This window comes from Acidithiobacillus sp. (genome assembly GCF_023256195.1).
Classification (GTDB): Bacteria; Pseudomonadota; Gammaproteobacteria; order Acidithiobacillales; family Acidithiobacillaceae; genus Acidithiobacillus_A.
This window is the reverse complement of sequence record NZ_JAGDWX010000013.1, coordinates 32068-52416: the sequence shown is the minus strand read 5'-3', so window position 1 is coordinate 52416 and position 20349 is coordinate 32068. Positions and strand designations below refer to the sequence as shown.

The following is a 20349-nucleotide window of genomic DNA, read 5'->3' as shown; positions in this document are numbered from 1 at the left end:
TATTCAGGCGCTACCTGACGGAAAGTCTATGCACCTCGTGCTGCGTCTTGACGTGAGTGGTCGTCCCATGGCCTGGGAAACCTGGGAAGAGGCCGCAGCCCACTATGTCCGGGGCAATGTGGCCTGGACCTTGGGAAGCCCTTTTTTCACGGCCCACGGCGGCATCAGCAGGCTGAGCGGTCTGCCCTCCAGCCTGGAGATCCACCCGGTCATCGCCGTACGCGGTCGCCATCTCGGTAAGGTGCGACCGCCGGCCCTGAGCAATCCTACCCTCTTTCACCGCGATCGCCACCTCTGCATGTACTGCGGCCGGCACTTCCCGCAGCGCGAGCTGACCCGGGACCACATCATCCCTCTTTCGCGCCGCGGCCGCGACATTTGGACCAATGTCGTCACCGCCTGCCGCTGGTGCAACAGTCGCAAGGACAACCGTACTCCGGAAGAGGCGGGCATGCCCCTCTTGGCGGTACCCTTCACGCCCACCTGGGCCGAGTATCTCCTCTTGAGCAATCGTCGCATCCTCGCCGATCAGATGGAGTTTCTGCTGGCACAGGTGCCGGCCGACCGACAGCACGTCTTCTAGGCCTCAGCCGCGCCGGTTGTGGTGTATTTCCGCTGCCATGTTCAGGGCGGCGAGCAAGCTGCTGACCTCTGCCTGCCCGGTTCCGGCCAAGTCCAGGGCGGTTCCGTGATCGACACTGGTGCGGACGATGGGTAGGCCCAGGGTGATGTTCACCGCCGCACCAAAGGCATGGTACTTCAGGACGGGGAGACCTTGGTCGTGGTACATGGCCAGCACCGCGTCGGCTTCTTCCAGAGTGCGCGGTTGAAAGAGCGTGTCGGCCGGCAAGGGTCCGTGCAGCCGCATTCCCTCCCCCTGCAGGGCGTGCAGGACGGGCTCGATGACGTCCAACTCCTCGCGCCCCAGATGCCCGCCCTCGCCGGCGTGTGGATTCAGTCCGGCTACCAGGATGCGAGGATCCGCAAGGCCGAAGTCGGTGCGCAGGGCTTGGTGGAGGATGCGCAAGGTGGTTTCCAGGGATTCCATCTGGATGGCGTCGGCCACGGCGCGCAGCGGCAGATGCGTCGTCGCCAGGGCAACGCGCAGACCGCGTCCGGCCAGCATCATGACCACCTGCTCGACCCCGCACAACCGTGCCAGATACTCGGTGTGTCCGGCGAAGGGAATCCCGGCGTCGTTGATGACACCCTTGTGCATCGGTCCCGTGACCAGGGCATCGGCCAGGCCCAGCGAGAGGATTTCCACGGACAGGTCCAGGCCCCGCAATACCGCTTCGGCATTGCCCGGCTCGAGCTGGCCGGCGCGACAGGGATGGGGCAAGGGCAGGTCCAGTACCGCAAGGCTCCTCGCTTCTGCCTCGGGCCAGGGCTGCTCTGGCTGCCAGGGGCGCAGACGCAGGCCGACGCCCAGCTCGGCGGCGCGCCGCTGGAGACATGCGCGACTACCGATGACCACCGGGGTACCCGGCAGATGGTGTTCGCCCAGGGCCAGGCAGAGGTCGGGACCGATCCCCGCCGGCTCGCCCATGGTGATGAGCAGCCGTGGCGCACTCATCGCGGTCGCTCCTCGTGGCGGATGATGTCCACCACACCGTCGGGCCCTTCGATACGGGTGGGCAGACGCAGCACTCGCAGCTCAAGGTAGCGGTCGCGAATGTCGATACAAAGCGCATCGCCGGCGCGCACCTCGCTGGCGGCCTTGGCGGTGCGGCCGTTGAGAGTGACACAGCCGCCGTCGCAGATGGTCTTGGCCAGACTGCGCCGTTTGATGAGCCGCGCCATCTTCAGGAAAAGGTCAAGTCGCAGGCCGTCAGGGGCGCGCTTGGTCATGACCCTGGGCAAGGAGTTCGGTGAAGGCATCCTCCAGACGCGGTTCCTGCACGTGCAGATCGACGATCTGGGCAGGAAGCGCCTGCAGCTGGCGCAGGACGGGTCCGAGTCCCCGTTCGCGCTGGATGCGCAGCACCCAGGTACGCGGATCGGCGCGCATGAGGGCGTCCTCCAGTTCCGGGGGCAACGGCCCCGGGTCGCGCTCGAAGCTCACCGACAGCACCCGGTGCCGGCTGTGGGCGAGCAGGGCCTCCTTGCTGTCTAGGGCAAGGACCTGGCCGTGATCGAGAATGGCGATGCGACCGCAAAGCTCCTCGGCTTCTTCCAGGTAGTGGGTGGTGAGGATGACGGTATGGCCCTCCGCGTTGTAACGGCGCATGAAGCGCCACAGTCCCTGGCGCAGTTCCACGTCGACGCCGGCGGTGGGTTCGTCCAGAACCACGACGGGGGGGCGATGGACCATGGCCTGGGCGATGAGCACCCGTCGTTTCATGCCCCCGGAGAGCGCGCGCAGGTTGGTGTTGGCTTTGTCCGCCAGATCCAGTTCCTGCATGAGGACGTCCAGCCAGTCGTCGTTGTGGCGGATACCGAAGTAGCCGGACTGCCAGCGCAGGAACTCGCGCACGGTGAAAAAGGGGTCGTAGGCCAGTTCCTGCGGCACGACCCCCAGCATCTGGCGGCTATGGCGATAGTCTTTTTCAACGTCGAAACCGAAGATCTCGGCGACCCCGCTGCTGCGTCGGACGACCCCGGCCAAGATGTTGATGAGCGTGGACTTGCCGGCACCGTTGGGGCCCAGGAGACCAAAGAACTCTCCGGCACGCACATCCAGGTCGACGCCGCCCAAGGCGAGGAAATCCTTGCCGTAGACTTTACGCAGACCGCGCACGTGGATGGCGAGATCAGTGCTCACGCGGCGTGTCGCCCGCAGCGCGGGTCTCGTCCAGGAGGGCCTCCAGACCGTAGAGATGGATCAGCTCGCGCAGGCCCGCCCCGAGGCCGGTCAGAACCAATGGCCGTTCTCGCCGTAGCGCTTGGTCCTGCCAGTCCAGTAGCAGTGCTAGGGTCGCGCTGTCGGCAGTGTCCACGGCGTCGAGACAGACTCGGTCCACCGCCGGCGCCCGCAGCTCTGCCGCGCGCAGTGCCTCGTTCAGAGCGTCGAGCCGCCAGTCGCCGGACAGACGCAGCACCGTTTGCTCGCCCTCGCGACCGAGCTGCCAGCGTGCCCGTGCCTCAGTCATCCACTTTAGCCTTGAGATCTCGCAGGAGCGTCGGAATGCCGCGGCTGGCGGCGATCTGACCAAAACTCTGGCGGTAATTGAGCACGAGACTGACGCCGTCGATGTAGACGTTATAGATGCGCCAGGTGTTGCCCTGTTGAAGCAGGGCATAGATGACGGGGATCTCGGGACCGCCGTCAGGCTGCTGGATCACCATGTTGACCTGAGCCACGGGCGGATTCTGGGAGATCTGCTGGCTGCCGGTAATCTTCACCTTCTGGCCATGGTAGTGGTTCAGGGAGTTGCTGTAGGTCTTGACCAAAAGCTCCTTGAACAGGCGGACGAAGGTTTCCTGTTGGGCGCTGGTCATCTGCCGCCAGTACTGCGCCATGACGTACTGGGACATGGTGGTGAAGTCGATGTGCGGCAGGATGATATCGGCCACCTCCTTCTTGAGGGCTCGATCCACGGGGCGCCCCTCGTTCTTCTGCAGCACGGTGAGCACCGAGTTGGTCATCTGCTCCACGACCTTGGCCGGCTCGGCGACATCGGCTGCCTGCGCCGGCAGGGTCCAGCCGAGAACCAGAAACATCAATGCATAGGCTAGGAACTTCATGGCAATCTCCTGGAATAGGTCACTGTCCTGGGGGGTTGGGAATGGCATTGGCGCTGGAGCCAGAGCTTGAACCACCGCTTCCACCTTCCGCCTTGCTGAAGACCATCTGCCCGATGAGCTGATCGATGTTCACAGCGCTCTGGGTCAGGGTGATGGTGCCGCCGGGCTTGAGGTCCTGGGGCATACCACCCGGCTGGATGGCGATGTATTGCTCGCCCAGCAGGCCCTGGGTGTAGATGGAGGCACCGGTATCCACCGGCAGCTTGAGCTGAGGATCGATGCGCATGCTCACCTCGGCCTGGAAGGTTTTGGGGTCGATGCGGATCCCCGTCACCTCACCGACGGTCACCCCGCCCAGCTTGACGGGGCTGCGGACCTTGAGGCTCCCGACGTTATTGAAATCCGCATGCAGGATATAGCCTTGGCCGTACTGGAAACCCGATAGGTTGCCGACGCGAAAGGCCAACACCGCCAGCGCGGCGATTCCGAGCAGGACGAAGATCCCCACCCACCAGTCCACTGCACGATTGCTCATCGAACGGTCACCTGTCATGAAAAGAGTAAGGCCGTCAAAATGAAATCCAAGCCCAGCACCGCCAGGGACGCCGCTACCACGCTGCGGGTGGTGGCATTGCCCACACCTTCAGCCGTGGGCTGGGCGCTGTAACCTTGCCAGGCGGCGATCCAGGCTACCACCAGGCCAAAACACAGAGCCTTGAACAGGCCATTGAGTATATCGCCACGGAAGGACACATTGGACTGCATCTGCGACCAAAAAGTCCCGCTGTCGACGCCCAGTACCGGCACGGCGATGAGATAGCCACCGAAAATGCCCACGAGATCGAAGATCACGCAGAGGATGGGCACAGTGAACACCGCTGCCCACAGCCGCGGCGCAACCACCCAGGCCAGCGGGTCGACGGCCATCATCTCCATGGCCGAGAGCTGCTCCGTCGCCTTCATGGTGGCAATTTCCGCCGTCAGGGCGGAGCCGGCGCGCCCGGCGAAAAGGAGCGCCGTCAGCACTGGACCGAGCTCCCGCAGCAGAGACAGGGCGACCAGGGTTCCCAGGGCGGAGGTGGCGCCAAAGCGCACCAGGGCGTAGTAGCCCTGAAAGCCCAGCACCATGCCGGTGAAAAAGGCCGCCACCACCATCAGAGCGAGAGACAGCACTCCAAAACCGTAGACCTGCCGCAACCATTGCTGGATGCTGAAGTGGCGATGGAACGGGCGACCGAGGCCAAGGACCAGAAAGCGGGTGGCAGCACCCAGCCTCGGCACGCTTTCACGCACTCTGTGGCCGAGCTCGGGGATGAAGTCCAAAGCGCTCACGATCGTCCTGCCTCCCATCGTTTCAGGCCCATGGCCTCCAGAAAGCTCTGCGCGCTGGGGTAGTGGAAGGGCACGGGTCCGTCCGGTCGTCCGCCCAGGAACTGCTGGGCCAGTGGCGACTCGCTGGCGCGCAGCTCTGCGGGAGTCCCCTGGGCGATGATCTTGCCACCGGCCAGGATGAAGCCGTAGTCGGCAATGCTGAAAGTCTCGCCGACATCGTGGCTGACGACGATGCTGGTGGCGCCCAGGGCGTCGTTGAGGCGGCGGATGAGGGTGGCAATGATACCGACGCTGATGGGGTCGAGGCCTGTGAAGGGCTCGTCGTAGAAGATGAGGATGGGATCCATGACCACCGCCCGAGCCAGCGCCACGCGCCGGCCCATGCCGCCCGACAGCTCTCCGGGCCGGAGCGTGGCGGCGCCGCGCAGACCAACGGCCTCGAGCTTCATCAGCACCAGCTTGCGCAACAGGGTTTCGGGCAGGCGGAAATGCCGGCGCAAGGGAAAGGCGACATTCTCGAAAACCGACAGGTCCGTGAACAGGGCGCTATGCTGAAAGAGCATCCCCATGCTCCGACGCAGGGCGAAGAGTTCGCTGCGACGGAGCTTTGCCGGCTCCCGGCCCTGCACGCGAATGCTGCCGGCGTCGGGACGCAGGGTGCCGGCCATGAGGTTGAGCAGTGTCGTCTTGCCGCCACCGCTCGCACCCAGGACCGCTACCACTGCGCCCTGGCGGACACGCAGGTCGACACCGTCCAGGACGCGATGGCTGCCCCGGGAAAAGCGCAGCTGTTCTATTTCTATGAGATCGCTTGCCGCCACATTCCTTACCGTTCCGTATTAGATGTCGGCATTATAGCCCGAGGAGGAAAGCGGTGGCTAACGGTCAGGGGCGGGGAGGGGCTGCCGCGGTCGGGGCGAGGGGCCCGCTTCTGGCTTGACATCTCAGGAGCATCTCCTTATCTTCTCGGCTCTTGAGAGAACCAGGATAAAGTCCCATGAAGCGTACTTTTCAACCCAGCGTCGTTCACCGCAAGCGCACCCACGGCTTCCGCGCCCGTATGGCGACCAAGGCTGGCCGTCTGGTGCTGAAGCGCCGGCGTGCCAAGGGTCGTGCCCGTCTCTGCCCGTGACCCCCAAGGCGCGGCCCCAGGACTTTGGACGCCGCTGGCGTTTGCGGCACAAGGCGGAGATCCGGCGCGCCCTCAGCGAGGGACGTAAGCGCAGCTTTCCGGAGCTCGCCTGCTATGTCCTTAGTAACGGTGAGGGCCACGCACGCCTAGGGCTGGCGGTCAGCCGCAAGGTCGGTAACGCAGTCCAGCGCAACCGCGTCAAGCGGCGTCTGCGCGAAGCCTTTCGCCAGTCTCTCTGGCGCGATCAGGCCAAGGACCTCATGCTGGTAGCGAGGCCGGCATGTGCGCAGTGCTCCTATCAGGTTCTGGCGATGCGGGTCGATGCGGTGTTGCGCCCCTGATGGTCTGGTTACGACGGGGAGCCATCCTGCTCATCCGTGCCTACCAGCTGCTGCTGAGCCCCTTTCTGGGTAACAACTGCCGCTACCACCCCAGCTGTTCCGAGTACGCTTGTGAGGCTATCGCCCGTTACGGACTGCTGAAGGGTTCGTGGATGGGCATCAAACGTCTTGGTCGTTGTCACCCCTGGCATCCGGGTGGCTTCGACCCCGTTCCCTGAAGCCGTGGAGCCCCATGGATACGCAACGAACCCTCCTTGCCGTCGTGCTCTCCGTCATCGTCCTCGTACTATACGAGCAGTGGATGGCGCCCAAGCCCTCCCATCCCGGATCGCCCACCGCCGCCGCACAGAGTGCGACCGCCCAAGCGGCGCCGCGCCCTGCCGCCACTGTGCCCCCCGCCTCCAGCGCGGCGGCGACGGCCGTGGCCAGCAGCACGGTGATCGGCCTGGCAGGTCCGGCGCAGCTTGCCGCGGCACCGACGGTTTCCTTTGCAACTCGCGTGTATCAAGGCTCGGTCAGTCTCGTGGGTGGCGATATCGTCCACCTCGGCCTCAAGCGCTACCCCACCAGCAGCAGCGATAGCGCACCCTATCCGATCCTGACGCCCGAGAGCAGCCGCCTCACGCTGCAGCAGAGCGGTTTTCGCAGTCTCGACGGGCAGGTCCTGCAGGGACGCTACCGCCTGCTCCAGGATACCGGCCACGCGCTGATCCTGCAGGGCGAAGCGGGCCCCCTGCGCGTGGAAAAGACCCTGGAGTTCGCTCCGGACAGCTACCTCATCCACGAGACCATCCGCGTCACCAATGGCGGCAGCACCGACTGGAACGGCAGCTACCTCGATCAGATCCTCCGCAACGACCGTAGCGAGAGCCACTGGTTCATGTCCATCTTCACGGGCGCAGTGCTCATGCACAACGGCAGCTTTTCAGAGAAATCCTTCTCGGATCTGCGCAGCCATCCCGAGGAGTGGAGCGGCTCCGGCTGGGCCGGGATGACCGATCATTATTTTCTGCAGGCCATCCTTCCCGACCCCAGGGCCACCGGCCAGATCTATGCCCGCTCCGTTGGGCCGGACTCCGTCGCCGGCGTAGCCCTGCCTCTGCCGCGCCTTGCACCTGGGCAGAGTACGACCATCGAGCAGGATCTCTATCTCGGTCCCAAGGAGCAGAAAACCCTCACGGCTTTGGGCCGTGGCCTGGAGCAGACCGTGGACTACGGCTGGTTCGCCATCATCGCCGAGCCCATGCACGGAGTCCTGAGCTGGTTCCACAGCTGGACCGGTAACTGGGGTCTGGCCATCGTGCTGCTGGTGCTGGCGGTAAAGATTCTCTTCTTCTACCCCTCTGCCATCAGCTATCGTTCCATGGCCAACATGCGCAAGCTGCAGCCGAAGCTCGAGCAGATCAAGAAGCTGCACGGTGAGGATCGCCAGAAAATGGGTGCGGCCATGATGGAGCTGTACCGCAGCGAGAAGGTCAATCCCATGGCTGGCTGTCTGCCCATCGTCATTCAGATGCCGGTCTTCATCGCCCTCTACTGGGTGCTCGTGGAGAGCGTGTCGCTGCGCATGGCGCCTTTCGTACTCTGGATACACGATCTGGCGGCGCCCGATCCCTACTATATCCTGCCTCTGCTCATGGGGGTGTCCATGTTCATCCAGCAGCGTCTCAACCCGGCGCCCATGGACCCCATGCAGAAGAAGATTCTCTCGGCACTGCCGGTGATCTTCGCGATTTTCTTCTCCTTCTTTCCGGCGGGCTTGGTGCTTTACTGGCTGACCAATAACGTGGTCTCCATCGCCCAGCAGTACCTCATCACTCGCCACGTGATGAAGGAAGCCTAAGAGGAGGCGGCCATGGCCCTGGACTACCGTCTGGGGGACACCATCGTTGCCCCGGCCACGGCCGCGGGTGTTGCCGGGGTGGGTATCCTGCGCCTGTCCGGCCCCGAGGCGCTCGCCATCGCCCGATCAATCTGCCGTCGGCAGCGTCCTTGGGAGCCGCGGCGGGCCTATCTGCAGCGTTTTTACGACGAGCACGGTGCTGCCCTGGATCAAGGCCTCGTCCTCTATTTCCCGGGCCCCCACAGTTTTACCGGAGAAGACGTCGTTGAGCTGCACGGCCACGGCAGTCCCCTGGTTCTGCAGCTCCTGCAGCAGAGCGCTCGGCGCTTGGGAGCCCGCGACGCCCGCCCGGGAGAGTTCAGCGAGCGCGCCTTTCTCAATGGCCGTATGGATCTGGCCCAGGCAGAGGGTCTGGCGGATCTCATTCACGCCCAGAGCGAGCACCAGGCACGTGCCGCTCTGGCAAGTCTCGAGGGGCGCTTTTCCGAGCGGGTCACGGACCTGCGCCGCGCCATCCTGCAAGTGCTGGCGCTGTGTGAGGCGGGTCTCGACTTTAGTGAAGAGGACCTCGGGACCTCCCATCGCCAGGCTCTGATGCAGGCTCTGGCCGAGGGGCAGCAAGGTCTCGAGTCCCTGTTGCGGCAGGCGCGCCAAGGCGCCCGCCTCGCCCGCGGTGCCCGGGTCGCCCTCATCGGCCGCCCCAATGTCGGTAAATCGTCCCTGCTCAATGCCCTGGCCCAGCGGGACAGCGCCATCGTCACGGCCATCGCTGGTACCACCCGAGACCTCGTCCGCGAGGAGCTGCAGATCGGCAACCTGACGGTGGAGCTCGTGGATACTGCAGGGCTGCAGGAGAGCATCGATCCAGTGGAGCGCGAAGGGATCCGCCGCAGCCGCGCCGCCGTCGCCAGCAGCCAATGGGTACTGCTGGTGGTGGATGCCGCCGAGGGCTGGTGCGATGACGATGCCCGCATCCTGGCAGAGCTGGACCCGCAACGGCTGACTGTCGTCTGGAACAAGGGGGACCTGGTGGCCGAGGAGCCTATGCTGCCCACTATCCATCGCCAAATAGTGTTGTCCGCACGCACCGGTCAGGGCCTCGATAAGCTGCGTGAGGAGCTGCAGCTCTGTCTGGGCGCCAGCGAGGCGGCGCCCTTCAGTGTTCGCAGCCGCCACGTGCACGCCCTCGAGCACTGCCGTGCTGCCATGGCCGATGCCGAGGCGGCACTGGCCCAGGGTAACGAGGAGCTCTGCGCCGAGCACCTGCGGACCGCTGCCGCGAGTCTTGGCCGCGTTACCGGAGCCATAGACGTGGAAGAAATTCTGGGGGAGATCTTCTCCCAGTTCTGTATCGGCAAGTGAGCACGACAAAGGCCCGGACGCCCCGGTATATGGCGTCCGGGCCTGCAGGGTGCCTGCTGAGCCTTACTCGACGGTGATGCGACGCCGCTTGGCCGATTCCGCCTTGGGCAGCGTCAGCTCCAGCACGCCATCCTTGTAGACCGCGCGGGTCTGGGTGGCATCCACATCCACCGGTAGCTGGATGGTACGGGAGAATTCTCCGTAGCGCCGCTCCCGGTAGATGTACTTGCCCTCACCCTTTTCCACTTCTTCGGTCTTGTTGCCGCTGATATAGACCTGGTTACCATGGACCTGGATATCCAGATGATCCTTGTCCACGCCCGCCACCTCCGCCTTGATGACGATTTCGTTGTCACGGTCGATGACATCAATATACGCCACGTTGGGGCGGGCCATTCCCGAGGGCAGATTCACCGGCCGGAAGAATCCGGGCAGCATGGCATCGAAAAGCTGCTCCACGGGGTCCGTCACCCTCGCGGGGGCTACCACTTTGCTTTCTTCACTCATAGCGCGTCTCCTTTCCTGAAAAAAACCAACCGCACCCGGTAGTTGGGGATGGCTCAGAGGCTTTTCAAGGGGCGGGCGACAGCGTCAGTCGTAGGGATAATCCCAGCTGGGGGCGGGGTCCTTGTAGCGCCGATGCACCCACCAGTACTGGGCAGGTGCCTGACGGATGGCGTGCTCCAGCGCGGCGTTCATGACTGCTGCATCGTTCTCGGCGTTGCCACTGGGAAAATCCTCGGGCATGGGCGTGATCTCGAGACGGAATCCCTCGCCCTGCTCCAGACGGTAGGCAAAGAGACCGAAGACGGCACTGCGTCGTCTCTCGGCCAGACGTCCCAGCAGGGGCGTGGTACAGGCAGGGCGGCCGAAGAAAGGTGCAAACACGCCCTCGCGCGGGTCTACGTTCTGGTCCGGCAGGATGCCGACAGCCTCGCCGCGCTGCAGAGCCTGGAGCAGTGGCCGGATACCACCCTCCTTGGCCACCAGCCGGGCGCCACTGCGGGATCGACCGGACACCAGACGCTCGTTGATAAGCGGGTTTCGGGTGGCCATGTAGAGCACCGTCACGGGCCAGCGCTGGCCGATGTACTGCACCGCCGCCTCCCAGGAACCCAGGTGGGCCGTGAACAGCACGACCCCGCGGCCCTCGGCGATGGCGGCATCCACGGCCGCGCCCCCGCGCACCTCGCGGATGAGCGCCAGAGCCCGCGGCAGGGGCCACAGCCAGAGAGGGCCCAGTTCGAGGAGGGCTTCGCCCAGGGCGTGAAAATGCGCGCGCAGGAGGCGCCGCTGTTGCGCTTTCGAATACTCCGGAAAGGCTATCTCCAGATTGCGACGGGCGACCCGACGCGCCCGTGGCACCAGCAGGCGCGCAAGGTCGCCGAGTCCATGCGCCAGACCGAGGCGCGCCCGCCGTGGCAAGCGCGCGGACAGCCGCATCAGTGCGACAGCGGCGCCCGCGGTAAAGCGTTGGACGAGGCTGGGTGAAGGCGCAGGTGAGGAGGCTTCCATGACGGCATTATGACAAAAGTCCAAGGCCAGTCCACGCGCTCCGGACGCCTCCGACAGACTCAGTGCAGTACCGTAGTGGATCGACCCTGGGCCACAGCGGCCATCAGGGCCTTGGTCTCGGCCAACATCCAGGTCTGGTAATGGTAGCCCTCCGGCATGGTCTCGTAGACGCCCACCACGGGGATGCCGTGTTGGCGGGCGCGATCCAGAAAGGAGCGGGTGAGGGGATCCGTCACCTGCTGATTGTACAGAAACACCTTGACCTGGTGCCGATCCAGCAGCCGGTTCTGGTAACTGACGTCCTGGGGTGCCGGATCGGTGCCGTTCATGATGGCCGCCTGCAGGGCCCAAGGCGTCTCGATGCGGCAGCCCGCTGCTTCGAGAAGGTAGTCGGCCACCGGTTCGGTGACGGCCACGGGGGTGCCCTTATAGCGGGCCTTGAACTGAGCGATGGCCTGGAACCAGGGCTGCAAGGACCGATCGAAATCCTGGACCCGCGCGGCAAAGTAGGCGGCGTGAGCTGGGTCGAGCTGGGCCAGCGCCTGAGCCACTGCCTGAGCCACCTTGGGCATGGTTTCGGGTCGGTACCAAAGGTGCGGGTTGGGCGTATTGCGCGGTAAACCCAGCAGATCCTGCACCACGATCACGCGACGTTCACGCATTGGATTGGCCGCCAGAATCTTCCGCGCCCAATCGTCATAGCCCAGCCCATTGCGCACTACCAGGCGCGCTTCGGCCAGTTCACGGGCCACCGCCGGGCTGGCCTCGAAGCTGTGGGGATCCGTGTTGGGATTGCTTTCGATGGCGCGTACCTGCACGTAAGGGCCGCCGATCTGGGCGATGACATCGGCGTATTCGTTTTCGGCGCCGACGGCGGGGATGGCTTGCGCAAGGGCCGGGCTGGCGCATCCCAGACACAGCGCCAGACCCAGCCAAGACAGTATCCCTGAAACACGCAGCGGGTGCAGGAGGGGAGGGACGAGGCGGCGGAGGACCATGACATGACTCCTGTAGGTGCAATCAGGTTGCATTATGAGTGCAGACGACATTCTGTCAAGGGAGACTCTCAGAAGAACTCCAGGTGCACGCGCAGCAGGGCGGCGGTGGCATCGGGATAGACCCCCTGAGGTCTGTGGATGAACTGGATATCCGGCTGGACACTGAGATAGGGACGCAACTGGGCCACGTAGGTAAGCTCATAGGCCGTTTCGGCGGGATGGATGGGCCCGGCGGGAAGGTCCTCGTCCCCTCGCAGCACCGCGCTGCGCAGCCAGGAGCGAGTCACGCCGAGACTGAGGCTATCGCCGGACCGACCGGGAAAGGGCTGCTGTAGACGTAGACCCAGAGCCAGCTGCCAGGGTATGCGATTGATGGTCTGTGGCGCCGCCGCCCCCTGCAGAAACAGTCCCAGGCGGCGGCCCTGGGTCAGATCCCGGCGCGCCTCCCACACCGTATAGACGCCTGAGGTGCTGGGGCTAAGCTCCGGAAGCTCGGGATGCGGTTGCCGATAATGCCAGGCCCCCAGTTTCAGCACGTAGGCAGCACCATCGTCTCCCTCCTCCCCCTCCGATGCACCGCTCGCCGATCCCCAGCGCAGCCCACCCTCCCACAGAGCGAGATAGCCACGGGCAAAGGTGTGCGTGAACTGGTGCTGAGCGTCTCCCTGGAAGATCCCGAGTTTCGTCCCCCAATGGTCCCCGTGCAGGCCGATCAGAGCGCCTAAGGCGCTGTAGGGATAGCTGCCGTTGCCGGGGACATTTTCCGTGATGGTCGGCGTGAAGCCGAAGGCACTGTTCAATAGGTTCTCGGCATTGCCGACGACATCAAAGTAGTGGTTGATGTCGTCGTAGCCCAGCCGCAGCTGGACGCCCGCCCCGATTTGCTGGCGAAAGCTCAGTTGGTATAGATGCAGCCGCGACGGCGCATAGATATTGCTCGGCGACTGCAGCGCGGCGCTGTAGCCCTCGGGATCGGCACCGGCCAAAATCCCAAGGCCGGTGAGCGTGAACTGTCCCCCAGTCCAGAGACCGGCGCGGCCGGTGTCCAGACGCCCGCCCAACTGTCCCAGCAGATTGGCCGTAGTTCCCCGCGCCTGGCCACCGGCGAGGTTGCTGTAGCTCTCGGTGTCCAGGTGGCCGGCCCAGGACCAGCCATCGGCCAGTCGATTGTAGGCGGGCAGGAAGCTGGCAGGGATACCCGGGACCTTTGCCACCGGGCCTTGACCCTGCTCGGCCGGGGTGAAGGCGAAAGCCTTGGAAGCGACCATAATGCTCAGCAGCGCAGAGATGACTGTACGACGCATGGATTTCCTCTTCGTTAAATGTAAACGCGTATCATTATCATTAACGATAATGATCGGTGGGGTCAAGCTCTGTGGATGGCGAGAAATTATGCAACTAGGTTGCATTTGTCAAAGTCGCGGTGGCGGGACTCTCACGGTGGCTTGCCAGACCCACTTTCCACTCACTCGGACCATGGACTATAGTGCCCGCATGAAGCATGACCTGGTCATCCTCGGCGGCACATTCGATCCGGTGCACTATGGGCATCTGCGCGCTCTGGAAGAGGTTCGGGAAGCCTTGGGCTTGCCCAGGGCCCTGCTGATCCCGGCCGGTCACCCGCCGCACCGTCAGAGCCCCTGGGCGCCGGCGCGCCACCGTTTGGAGATGGTGCGGCGCGCGGTACGGCGATACCCGCAGCTTGCAGTGTGCAGCTTCGAGGTAGAGCGGGAGGGCCCCTCCTACACCGTCGATACCCTGCGTCACCTGCGCGAGGAGCATGGGGCGGCCTCACTGTCCATGGTGATCGGCATGGATGCCTTCCTGCGCTTCGACACTTGGCGCGCGTGGGAGCAGATCCTCGATCTCGCCCACCTCGTCGTCACGGGTCGGCCGGGGTGGCCGGCTGCCGAGTTGCCGGAGGCACTGCGCCAGGCCCTGTACCAGCGTCGCTGTGACGACCTCGCGGCATTACGCGCGGAGCCGGCGGGCAAGATTGCCTTTTTGAATGTCACGGCCCTGGAGATATCGGCCACCCGCATCCGCAGTCTGCTTGCGGCCGGACGGAGCCCCGCTTTTCTGTTGCCCGAAGCCGTCTTGGAATATATTGTGGCGGAAAGGCTCTATTGCAGCTCCTGAATGAGGATTCTGGCCATTGCCAAGCGCTGAAGAAGTTCGTGATCTTGCCGTACACGCCCTGGATGAGCACAAGGGTCAGTCCATAGAGACCATCGATGTCCGGTGCCAGACCGACATCACCGATTACCTGGTCATCGCCTCCGGCAATTCGGACCGTCAGTTGCGGGCCTTGTCCGAGGCCGTGGTCGATGCGCTGCGGGAGCGAGGAATAAGACCGCTCGGCACCGAGGGCGGGGCCGGCGGCGACTGGCTGCTGGTAGATCTGGGGGATGTCGTGGTTCACCTCATGCGCCCCGAGACCCGCGACTTTTACCAGTTGGAGCGCCTCTGGGGCGAGCTGCCGCGGACGCGAGAGCAGGACGGACGCTAGGCGTCGGTGCAGGTACGCATTCTGGCGCTGGGTACCCGCATGCCGGGCTGGGTAGAGATGGCGGTAGTGGAGTACACGGCAAGAATTCCGCCACCATTGCGGCCAGTGTGGCAGTCCCTGCCCTTGGCGACACGCCGGCCGGGAGGGAGCGTTGAGCGCTGGCGGGCGGAGGAAGGTCGTCGGCTGCAAGCGGCGACTCCCCGCGGTGCCGAGGTGATTGCCCTCGATGTGTGCGGCCGCGCCCTCAGCAGTGAGGATCTGGCCAGGCGCCAGGTCGACTGGCTCGAGCGGGGACAGGATCTGGTATTCTGGATAGGCGGGCCCGACGGCCTGGACCCACAGCTCGCACCCACCTGGCGTTGGTCGCTGTCGCCGCTCACCCTCGCGCATCCGGTGGTGCGCGTCGTTCTGGCCGAGCAGTGGTACCGGGCCTGGAGCATTCAGGCAGGGCTTCCCTATCATCGAGGTGCAAAGGAGTGATGCTGTGGTGAAGATCTCAACGCTAGGCCTAATGGGACGCGGCGCCCTCATGGCGAGCCTGCTGACCCTTGCCGCCTGCGCCCAGATGGTGAGCCCCACGCCGGCGCAGGTGACGGACAATGCCATCGCGGTGCAGGAGGGACGGGCGCATATCTTCTCCTTGTCCCCACAGGTCAAGGCAGCGGAGCTGGTGCCCGCCCAGCGGGCACTGGCGGCAGCCCGTGCTGCCGATGCTCGCGGCGACTATCTCTATGCCGATCGCCAGACGCAGCTGGCCAAACTGCTCCTGGACAACGTCCAGGCGCGCCTCAACGGCGCTCCCGGCCGCGCCGAGGAGGCTCAGCTCAAGAGTCAGATTCGTCAGGAGCAGCAGCGCGTGGCGGAACTGCAGCAAAAGGTCGCGGCCACCCGCAAGCAGTTGGGGGATACCACACCATGAAAGTTCTCGGTACCTTGACTCTGGGCGCGGCCCTCATCGTCTGCCCGCTTCTGGCCCGCGCCGACATTCGTACGACCCAAGAATTGCAGAGCGATCTGCGCGCGCTCCAGCAGTTGGAGCAGCAGCAGGTGCCGGCGGATCGGCTGGCGCCAATGCGTTCGACCTTGCAGCAGATGACCAGCGATCAGGTCAATCCGGCACTTTTTGCCGTGGATCGGGCCATCTTCGCAGCACAGCTGGAAGGTATCCGGATCGAACGGGACAACGCTCAGCAAAGCCAGCGTCTCGCCTCGCTGCGACGGCAATTGCAGGACCTGCAGAGCCAGAGCCAGCATCTCCAGGATGAATACGCGCGCCTGCGCCAGCAGCTGGCGCAGCAGACCGCGACCGGTGCCCAGAGCGAACGCCTGCAACAGGAAATCCAGCAGCAGAAGCAGACCCTACGACAGGAGCAGCAGCGGCTGGAGGAACTGTCCAAGCAGGCACCCGCAGCCCCAGGCGCGGTGCCCAGTCCCAGCGTCGCGGTGCCGGGGATCCCCGCCGGTCTCAGCCAATATGCCCAGATCAGCACCGGCAAGGAGGGGGTACGCCTGCGGATGCCCGTGGCCCAGCTCTTCGTGCCTTCCAGTCATCAGCTGACTGCCAATGGCCTGCAGCGTCTGCGTTCGGTGGCCAACAGCCTGCGTCAGAGCAGCGCCAGTGAGATCCTGGTGCGGGTGTCGCCCCAGCCGGAGGGGACCAACACCGCCACGCGCCAGGCCGAGAGCATTCTACGTGCCCTGCGTCAGAACGGTATCCCCGATCAGCGACTGGCTCTGGCCAGTGGTTCCGGGGTACCGGCGGGAATGGCAGAACTGCTGCTCGTGGGGCTTGGTGCCCAGCCCTGACGCTTCCGGCACGCCCGCTCTGACCCTCGCCTCGGCCTCACCGCGGCGTCTTGAGCTGCTGCGTCAGCTGGGTTACGCGCCGCGGGTGCGGGCGGCCGCCGTAGACGAAACCCCACACCCCACGGAAGGACCGCAGACCTTGGTCCGCCGCCTCGCTCGGGACAAAGCCCTGGCGGTCTGGCACGCGCTTCCGGAAGGCATCGTCCTGGCCGCCGACACCGTGGTGGTCCAGGGTGAACAAATCTTCGGTAAACCGCGGGATTTTGCCGAGGCGCAGCGCATGTACGCGGCTCTCGGGGGGCGTTGGCATCGGGTGCTGACGGCGGTGGCCATATACGACGGCCAACGTTGGTACCGCGGCCTGAGCCGCAGCGCCGTCCTGCTGCGTCCGCTCAGCCGTGCCGAGGCGGCAGCCTACTGGGCCAGTGGCGAGCCATGGGACAAGGCCGGTGGTTACGGTATTCAGGGTCTGGGCGCCAGCTTTGTACAGAGTCTGCGCGGGTCCTACAGCGGCGTCATGGGTCTGCCCCTCTACGAAACGGCGACGCTGTTGCGTGCCGTCGGTCTGTCACCCCCCTTCTTGCGAGATCGACATGAGTGAAGAGCTGTTGATCAACGTCACCCCTCAGGAGATCCGTGTCGCCTTGGTGGACAACGGGGTACTCCAGGAGGTCCAGATCGAACGCAGTAGCCATCGGGGCCTGGTCGGAAATATCTACAAGGGCGTGGTGCGGCGGGTACTGCCCGGGATGCAGGCGGCCTTCATCGATATCGGCCTCGAGCGTACGGCCTTTCTGCATGCAGGCGATATCCAGGACGAGGAGATGGACAACGGCGATGCCGATCTCGAGACCCGGGTCGATGTGAGCCACGAGGTGCGCAGTGTCGCCACGCTCCTGCACGAGGGGCAGGAGGTGGTCGTGCAGGTCATCAAGGATCCCGTCGGCAGCAAGGGGGCGCGGCTATCCACCCGTATCACCCTGCCGGGCCGCTATCTGGTCTACATGCCCTACGTGCCACGCCTCGGGGTGTCCAGTCGGATCGAGAACCCGGAGGAGCGGGAACGCCTGAAGGGCATCCTCAAGGCGATGATCCCCGCGGATGAAGACGGCGGCTATATCATCCGGACCCTGGCCGAGGGAACCGAGGCCGAGGATTTTGCCAGTGACCTCGATTTCCTGGGACGGCTATGGCAGAGCATCCACGAGCAGATCGCCGGCGCGCGGGCTCCCCAGCTGATCCATCAGGATCTCAACCTCGCCCTGCGGGTCATGCGCGATGTCATGTCCGACGACATTCAGCGCGTACGCATCGACAGCCGAGAGACCTATGAGGCTGCCCGCCAGTTCTGCGCCGAGGTGATTCCGGAGGTGGTGGAACGTATCGAACACTACGCCGGCGATCGACCGCTGTTTGACCTCTACAATGTGGAAGACGAGATCGAGCGCGCCCTACAAAGCCGTGTCACCCTGAAATCCGGAGCCTACCTCATCATCGATCAGACAGAGGCGCTGACCACGGTAGACGTCAATACCGGCGCTTTCGTCGGTCGCCGCAATCAAGAGGAAACCATCCTCAAGACCAACCTGGAAGCGGCAGCGGCTATCGCCCGGCAGCTGCGTCTGCGTAACATCGGCGGCATGATCATCATCGATTTCATCGACATGGAGGATGAGGAGCACAAGCGGCGGGTGCACCGCGCTCTGGAAAAGGCCTTGCAGAGCGACCACACGCGCTGCAGCATCACCCAGATTTCGGCTCTGGGTCTGGTGGAGATGACCCGCAAACGCACCCGCGAGAGCCTGCGCCAGATCCTATGCGAACCCTGTCCCTACTGCCACGGACGCGGATTCATGAAAACCGCCGAGACCATCTGTTACGAAATCCTGCGGGAGATCGTCCGCGAGACTCGGGCCTACCCCGCCGAACGTTTCGTCGTCCTGGCCTCGACAAAGGTAGCCGACAAGCTGCTGGACGAGGAGAGCACGAGCCTGGCGGCTCTGGAGGAGTTCATCGGTCGCCCGATCCGGGTTCAGGCGGAGCAGACCTACACCCAGGAACAGTACGATATCATCCTGATGTAGATGGTCTTTGCGCGAAGCGCCCCGGCCAGCGCCGCTTTTCTGTCGCTCTGTAGCGACGTTTGCCATCCGTCGGGATGGCAGCCGACCTTCTTTTGCCCACCTCGTTCGGGACTTCAGACTCGATACGGCGCGCTTCGATCCCGATTTAGCCCGTCGGCGGCCCGCCTGATGCGGAGCAAAGAACACCCGGCATGAATCCTGCTTGATGGGTGGACGTGAAGCCGTCCTGAAGTGGGACTGGAGAGAGAACGATGCATCCCAAAAAATCGCTGTTAATGGCCGGGGCAATCGCCATTCTGGGTTCCGCAGGGATCGGACCGGTCCTGGCCGATGTCCAGTTGCAGCTGAATCTGGGAGGGCCCGGTTATCCTATTGGCTTCTCCAATTTTCCGCAGTACGCCTACCTCGTGCCGCCGCCCACATATGTGAGGTACTATCCGGCGCCGTTGTATGCGCAATATGTGATCTGGCAGTACTACCCGCAACTCTACTATCGCTACTATGCGGCGCCGCCGCCACCTCCACCCTATGGCGCCCCGCCGCCGCCCCCGCCGCCGCGCGGCATGCCGCCCCCGCCGCCGCCGGACCGCTTCTTCCGGGTACTCGGTGTTGCCCCGCCGCCGCCACCACCCCCAGGACGGTATCGGCCGCCGCCGGGCCGTTGGCTCTGGGCGGAGCACGATCGGGGCCCACGGTTTCGCGGGCCCGGGGAGTATCGGCCAGAGTTCCAGGGGCGTGGACGGGAGCGCTACCCGGAGGACCGGGGTCCCGATTTTCGCGCTTACGGGCCCGGTCCGCACGGTGGTCCCGGGGAAGGACCGCGAGGTCCACGTCCCGGCGGTCCACATCCTGGCGGCGGACCCCACGGTCCCGAAGCCCACGGACCTGGGCCCCACGGGCCTGGGCCGGAGCAACGTGGACCCGGGGAGCCGGGAGGGGGCATGGGCCCACACGGCGGCCCGCCGCGGCCCTGAATCTTGGTTTCAATCTTGGCAGTCTGGAGTGCCGTCCTCGTGAAAAGACCCGTCCCTCTGCTCACCATGCTGGCCGCTGCCCTCTGGCTACCGGTTTCCGCGTCTGCCCAGGCTACGGTGCCGGCGTCCAGCGCCCCGTCCGCCGCCATACCACCCCTGCTGGCGGATGCGGTACAGCGGGCCATGGATACTCCCTACCATTTTCACCTGGTGGTTCGTTCATCCATGCTGCCCATCTCGGCAGAATCCACGGGGGCCATGGATCTCGAGGAAAAAGCCAGCTCCGTCGAGGCGCGCCTGCATCCGCTGCCCGGCGTCACTCTGGAGGCGCAGAGCATCACGCTGGGGGATCGCGTCTGGTATCGGACGACGCCGCCCGGCGGGCCGTTCCGTGAGGAAGCCGCAGCGATACGGATTCCCAAGGCCATTCCCTGGCAGGATCTGGAGCCTTATCTTGGAGCATTGCAGACGCTGCCGGCGCGACCCATCGATGGCCAAACCTGTATCGGCTACGCCTTCACCCTGAGTCCTGCCGGAGTGGCCAGTCTTTCAAGGCACGCTGAAGGGTTACAACTGGGAACGATCCAGGAGGCCTCAGGGGATCTCTGGGTAGCCGAGGCCGCTCCCCACTATCTCTGCGCCGCCCACCTCCTGGAGACGGCAGTACAGGCGGGCATCCCCTACCAGCTCACGGAATCCATCGTCTACAGTCGCTGGGGAGAGGCCCTGCACATCGTCCCGCCCAGCTCCTGAGCGGCCCGGATCC

The 20349-nt window shown here is 64.8% G+C and carries 27 protein-coding genes; 15 read left to right on the top strand and 12 right to left on the bottom strand.

The features are described from left to right. Window positions 1-28: 28 nt before the first annotated feature. Window positions 29-583: an HNH endonuclease gene (locus Q0C23_RS02645; protein WP_291510830.1), complete on the top strand. Its 555-nt coding sequence runs from the start codon at window positions 29-31 to the stop codon at window positions 581-583. A gap of 3 nt (window positions 584-586) precedes the next feature. Here the strand turns inward: Q0C23_RS02645 and pdxA are convergent, their stop codons facing one another. From pdxA to Q0C23_RS02605, 8 genes are read right to left on the bottom strand one after another with little or no spacing between them, the layout of a single operon-like run. Next, window positions 587-1576 carry a 4-hydroxythreonine-4-phosphate dehydrogenase PdxA gene (gene pdxA / locus Q0C23_RS02640; RefSeq protein ID WP_291510829.1) on the bottom strand — a complete coding sequence of 330 codons (990 nt, stop codon included), beginning with the start codon at window positions 1574-1576 and terminating at the stop codon, window positions 587-589. After that, window positions 1573-1851 carry a S4 domain-containing protein gene (locus tag Q0C23_RS02635; protein ID WP_291510828.1) on the bottom strand — a complete coding sequence of 93 codons (279 nt, stop codon included), beginning with the start codon at window positions 1849-1851 and terminating at the stop codon, window positions 1573-1575. Before Q0C23_RS02635 ends, pdxA begins: the two co-directional genes overlap by 4 nt. Next, complete coding sequence (locus Q0C23_RS02630) at window positions 1832-2764, bottom strand: ABC transporter ATP-binding protein (RefSeq protein ID WP_291510827.1); 933 nt, start codon at window positions 2762-2764, stop codon at window positions 1832-1834. Before Q0C23_RS02630 ends, Q0C23_RS02635 begins: the two co-directional genes overlap by 20 nt. Beyond that, a complete protein-coding gene (locus Q0C23_RS02625; RefSeq protein WP_291510826.1) occupies window positions 2754-3092 on the bottom strand; it encodes an STAS domain-containing protein in 339 nt (112 codons plus the stop codon). Before Q0C23_RS02625 ends, Q0C23_RS02630 begins: the two co-directional genes overlap by 11 nt. Beyond that, complete coding sequence (locus Q0C23_RS02620; protein WP_291510825.1) at window positions 3085-3687, bottom strand: phospholipid-binding protein MlaC; 603 nt, start codon at window positions 3685-3687, stop codon at window positions 3085-3087. The genes Q0C23_RS02625 and Q0C23_RS02620 overlap by 8 nt, the downstream gene beginning before the upstream one ends. Window positions 3688-3706: 19 nt before the next feature. After that, entirely contained in the window at window positions 3707-4222 is a 516-nt protein-coding gene (mlaD, locus tag Q0C23_RS02615) for an outer membrane lipid asymmetry maintenance protein MlaD (RefSeq protein ID WP_291510824.1), read from the bottom strand. Between the two features lie 14 nt (window positions 4223-4236). Next, entirely contained in the window at window positions 4237-5019 is a 783-nt protein-coding gene (gene mlaE, locus Q0C23_RS02610; RefSeq protein ID WP_291510823.1) for a lipid asymmetry maintenance ABC transporter permease subunit MlaE, read from the bottom strand. After that, entirely contained in the window at window positions 5016-5840 is an 825-nt protein-coding gene (locus tag Q0C23_RS02605) for an ABC transporter ATP-binding protein (protein WP_291510822.1), read from the bottom strand. The genes mlaE and Q0C23_RS02605 overlap by 4 nt, the downstream gene beginning before the upstream one ends. Window positions 5841-6016: 176 nt before the next feature. On the opposite strand from Q0C23_RS02605, the gene rpmH reads away from it, so the two are divergent. The 5 genes from rpmH to mnmE are packed head-to-tail and all read left to right on the top strand — an operon-like array spanning window position 6017 to window position 9697. Further along, on the top strand, window positions 6017-6151 hold the full coding sequence (rpmH, locus tag Q0C23_RS02600) for a 50S ribosomal protein L34 (RefSeq protein ID WP_004869469.1): 135 nt from the start codon (window positions 6017-6019) through the stop codon (window positions 6149-6151). After that, complete coding sequence (gene rnpA / locus Q0C23_RS02595) at window positions 6148-6492, top strand: ribonuclease P protein component (RefSeq protein ID WP_291510821.1); 345 nt, start codon at window positions 6148-6150, stop codon at window positions 6490-6492. The genes rpmH and rnpA overlap by 4 nt, the downstream gene beginning before the upstream one ends. Next, the gene (gene yidD / locus Q0C23_RS02590; protein WP_291510820.1) at window positions 6492-6710 is read left to right on the top strand and encodes a membrane protein insertion efficiency factor YidD; all 219 of its coding nucleotides are present in this window, start codon (window positions 6492-6494) and stop codon (window positions 6708-6710) included. The genes rnpA and yidD overlap by 1 nt, the downstream gene beginning before the upstream one ends. Before the next feature lie 14 nt (window positions 6711-6724). Further along, entirely contained in the window at window positions 6725-8335 is a 1611-nt protein-coding gene (yidC, locus tag Q0C23_RS02585; protein WP_291510819.1) for a membrane protein insertase YidC, read from the top strand. A 12-nt stretch (window positions 8336-8347) separates the two neighbouring features. Beyond that, a complete protein-coding gene (gene mnmE, locus Q0C23_RS02580; RefSeq protein ID WP_291510818.1) occupies window positions 8348-9697 on the top strand; it encodes a tRNA uridine-5-carboxymethylaminomethyl(34) synthesis GTPase MnmE in 1350 nt (449 codons plus the stop codon). Between the two features lie 63 nt (window positions 9698-9760). Here mnmE and Q0C23_RS02575 read toward each other — a convergent pair whose 3' ends face one another. From Q0C23_RS02575 to Q0C23_RS02560, 4 genes are all read right to left on the bottom strand, one after another. Beyond that, a complete protein-coding gene (locus Q0C23_RS02575; protein ID WP_291510817.1) occupies window positions 9761-10204 on the bottom strand; it encodes an Hsp20/alpha crystallin family protein in 444 nt (147 codons plus the stop codon). A gap of 84 nt (window positions 10205-10288) precedes the next feature. After that, window positions 10289-11236: a lysophospholipid acyltransferase family protein gene (locus Q0C23_RS02570; RefSeq protein WP_291510816.1), complete on the bottom strand. Its 948-nt coding sequence runs from the start codon at window positions 11234-11236 to the stop codon at window positions 10289-10291. 35 nt (window positions 11237-11271) lie between these two features. Then, a complete protein-coding gene (locus Q0C23_RS02565) occupies window positions 11272-12210 on the bottom strand; it encodes a zinc ABC transporter substrate-binding protein (RefSeq protein ID WP_291510815.1) in 939 nt (312 codons plus the stop codon). Window positions 12211-12278: 68 nt separating this feature from the next. Further along, window positions 12279-13514 carry a carbohydrate porin gene (locus tag Q0C23_RS02560; protein WP_291510814.1) on the bottom strand — a complete coding sequence of 412 codons (1236 nt, stop codon included), beginning with the start codon at window positions 13512-13514 and terminating at the stop codon, window positions 12279-12281. A gap of 190 nt (window positions 13515-13704) precedes the next feature. Between Q0C23_RS02560 and nadD the strand changes: the two genes are divergently transcribed. From nadD to Q0C23_RS02515, 9 genes are all read left to right on the top strand, one after another. Beyond that, complete coding sequence (gene nadD, locus Q0C23_RS02555; RefSeq protein WP_291510813.1) at window positions 13705-14349, top strand: nicotinate-nucleotide adenylyltransferase; 645 nt, start codon at window positions 13705-13707, stop codon at window positions 14347-14349. Window positions 14350-14365: 16 nt separating this feature from the next. Beyond that, on the top strand, window positions 14366-14719 hold the full coding sequence (rsfS, locus tag Q0C23_RS02550) for a ribosome silencing factor (RefSeq protein WP_291510812.1): 354 nt from the start codon (window positions 14366-14368) through the stop codon (window positions 14717-14719). A gap of 6 nt (window positions 14720-14725) precedes the next feature. Then, window positions 14726-15199, top strand: coding sequence for a 23S rRNA (pseudouridine(1915)-N(3))-methyltransferase RlmH (gene rlmH / locus Q0C23_RS02545; protein ID WP_291510811.1), 474 nt, complete (start codon window positions 14726-14728; stop codon window positions 15197-15199). A gap of 7 nt (window positions 15200-15206) precedes the next feature. Further along, window positions 15207-15638, top strand: coding sequence for a hypothetical protein (locus tag Q0C23_RS02540; protein ID WP_291510810.1), 432 nt, complete (start codon window positions 15207-15209; stop codon window positions 15636-15638). Beyond that, complete coding sequence (locus Q0C23_RS02535) at window positions 15635-16525, top strand: hypothetical protein (RefSeq protein ID WP_291510809.1); 891 nt, start codon at window positions 15635-15637, stop codon at window positions 16523-16525. Before Q0C23_RS02540 ends, Q0C23_RS02535 begins: the two co-directional genes overlap by 4 nt. After that, a complete protein-coding gene (locus Q0C23_RS02530) occupies window positions 16512-17126 on the top strand; it encodes a nucleoside triphosphate pyrophosphatase (RefSeq protein ID WP_291510808.1) in 615 nt (204 codons plus the stop codon). The genes Q0C23_RS02535 and Q0C23_RS02530 overlap by 14 nt, the downstream gene beginning before the upstream one ends. Then, the gene (rng, locus tag Q0C23_RS02525; protein ID WP_291510807.1) at window positions 17119-18609 is read left to right on the top strand and encodes a ribonuclease G; all 1491 of its coding nucleotides are present in this window, start codon (window positions 17119-17121) and stop codon (window positions 18607-18609) included. The genes Q0C23_RS02530 and rng overlap by 8 nt, the downstream gene beginning before the upstream one ends. 251 nt (window positions 18610-18860) lie before the next feature. Further along, entirely contained in the window at window positions 18861-19583 is a 723-nt protein-coding gene (locus Q0C23_RS02520; protein WP_291510806.1) for a translation initiation factor IF-2, read from the top strand. 39 nt (window positions 19584-19622) lie between these two features. Continuing rightward, a complete protein-coding gene (locus tag Q0C23_RS02515; RefSeq protein WP_291510805.1) occupies window positions 19623-20336 on the top strand; it encodes a hypothetical protein in 714 nt (237 codons plus the stop codon). Window positions 20337-20349 lie beyond the last annotated feature (13 nt).

What these genes read in the sequence shown, in the direction of transcription:
- Q0C23_RS02535 (WP_291510809.1), top strand. Translation starts at nt 15,635, where the DNA reads ATGAAAGTTCTCGGTACCTTGACTCTGGGCGCGGCCCTCATCGTCTGC.
- Q0C23_RS02645 (WP_291510830.1), top strand. Translation starts at nt 29, where the DNA reads ATGCACCTCGTGCTGCGTCTTGACGTGAGTGGTCGTCCCATGGCCTGG.
- Q0C23_RS02565 (WP_291510815.1), bottom strand. Translation starts at nt 12,210, where the DNA reads ATGGTCCTCCGCCGCCTCGTCCCTCCCCTCCTGCACCCGCTGCGTGTT.
- yidC (WP_291510819.1), top strand. Translation starts at nt 6,725, where the DNA reads ATGGATACGCAACGAACCCTCCTTGCCGTCGTGCTCTCCGTCATCGTC.
- Q0C23_RS02635 (WP_291510828.1), bottom strand. Translation starts at nt 1,851, where the DNA reads ATGACCAAGCGCGCCCCTGACGGCCTGCGACTTGACCTTTTCCTGAAG.
- yidD (WP_291510820.1), top strand. Translation starts at nt 6,492, where the DNA reads ATGGTCTGGTTACGACGGGGAGCCATCCTGCTCATCCGTGCCTACCAG.
- mlaD (WP_291510824.1), bottom strand. Translation starts at nt 4,222, where the DNA reads ATGAGCAATCGTGCAGTGGACTGGTGGGTGGGGATCTTCGTCCTGCTC.
- Q0C23_RS02520 (WP_291510806.1), top strand. Translation starts at nt 18,861, where the DNA reads ATGCATCCCAAAAAATCGCTGTTAATGGCCGGGGCAATCGCCATTCTG.
- Q0C23_RS02575 (WP_291510817.1), bottom strand. Translation starts at nt 10,204, where the DNA reads ATGAGTGAAGAAAGCAAAGTGGTAGCCCCCGCGAGGGTGACGGACCCC.
- pdxA (WP_291510829.1), bottom strand. Translation starts at nt 1,576, where the DNA reads ATGAGTGCGCCACGGCTGCTCATCACCATGGGCGAGCCGGCGGGGATC.
- Q0C23_RS02560 (WP_291510814.1), bottom strand. Translation starts at nt 13,514, where the DNA reads ATGCGTCGTACAGTCATCTCTGCGCTGCTGAGCATTATGGTCGCTTCC.
- rng (WP_291510807.1), top strand. Translation starts at nt 17,119, where the DNA reads ATGAGTGAAGAGCTGTTGATCAACGTCACCCCTCAGGAGATCCGTGTC.
- nadD (WP_291510813.1), top strand. Translation starts at nt 13,705, where the DNA reads ATGAAGCATGACCTGGTCATCCTCGGCGGCACATTCGATCCGGTGCAC.
- rpmH (WP_004869469.1), top strand. Translation starts at nt 6,017, where the DNA reads ATGAAGCGTACTTTTCAACCCAGCGTCGTTCACCGCAAGCGCACCCAC.
- Q0C23_RS02625 (WP_291510826.1), bottom strand. Translation starts at nt 3,092, where the DNA reads ATGACTGAGGCACGGGCACGCTGGCAGCTCGGTCGCGAGGGCGAGCAA.
- mnmE (WP_291510818.1), top strand. Translation starts at nt 8,348, where the DNA reads ATGGCCCTGGACTACCGTCTGGGGGACACCATCGTTGCCCCGGCCACG.
- Q0C23_RS02620 (WP_291510825.1), bottom strand. Translation starts at nt 3,687, where the DNA reads ATGAAGTTCCTAGCCTATGCATTGATGTTTCTGGTTCTCGGCTGGACC.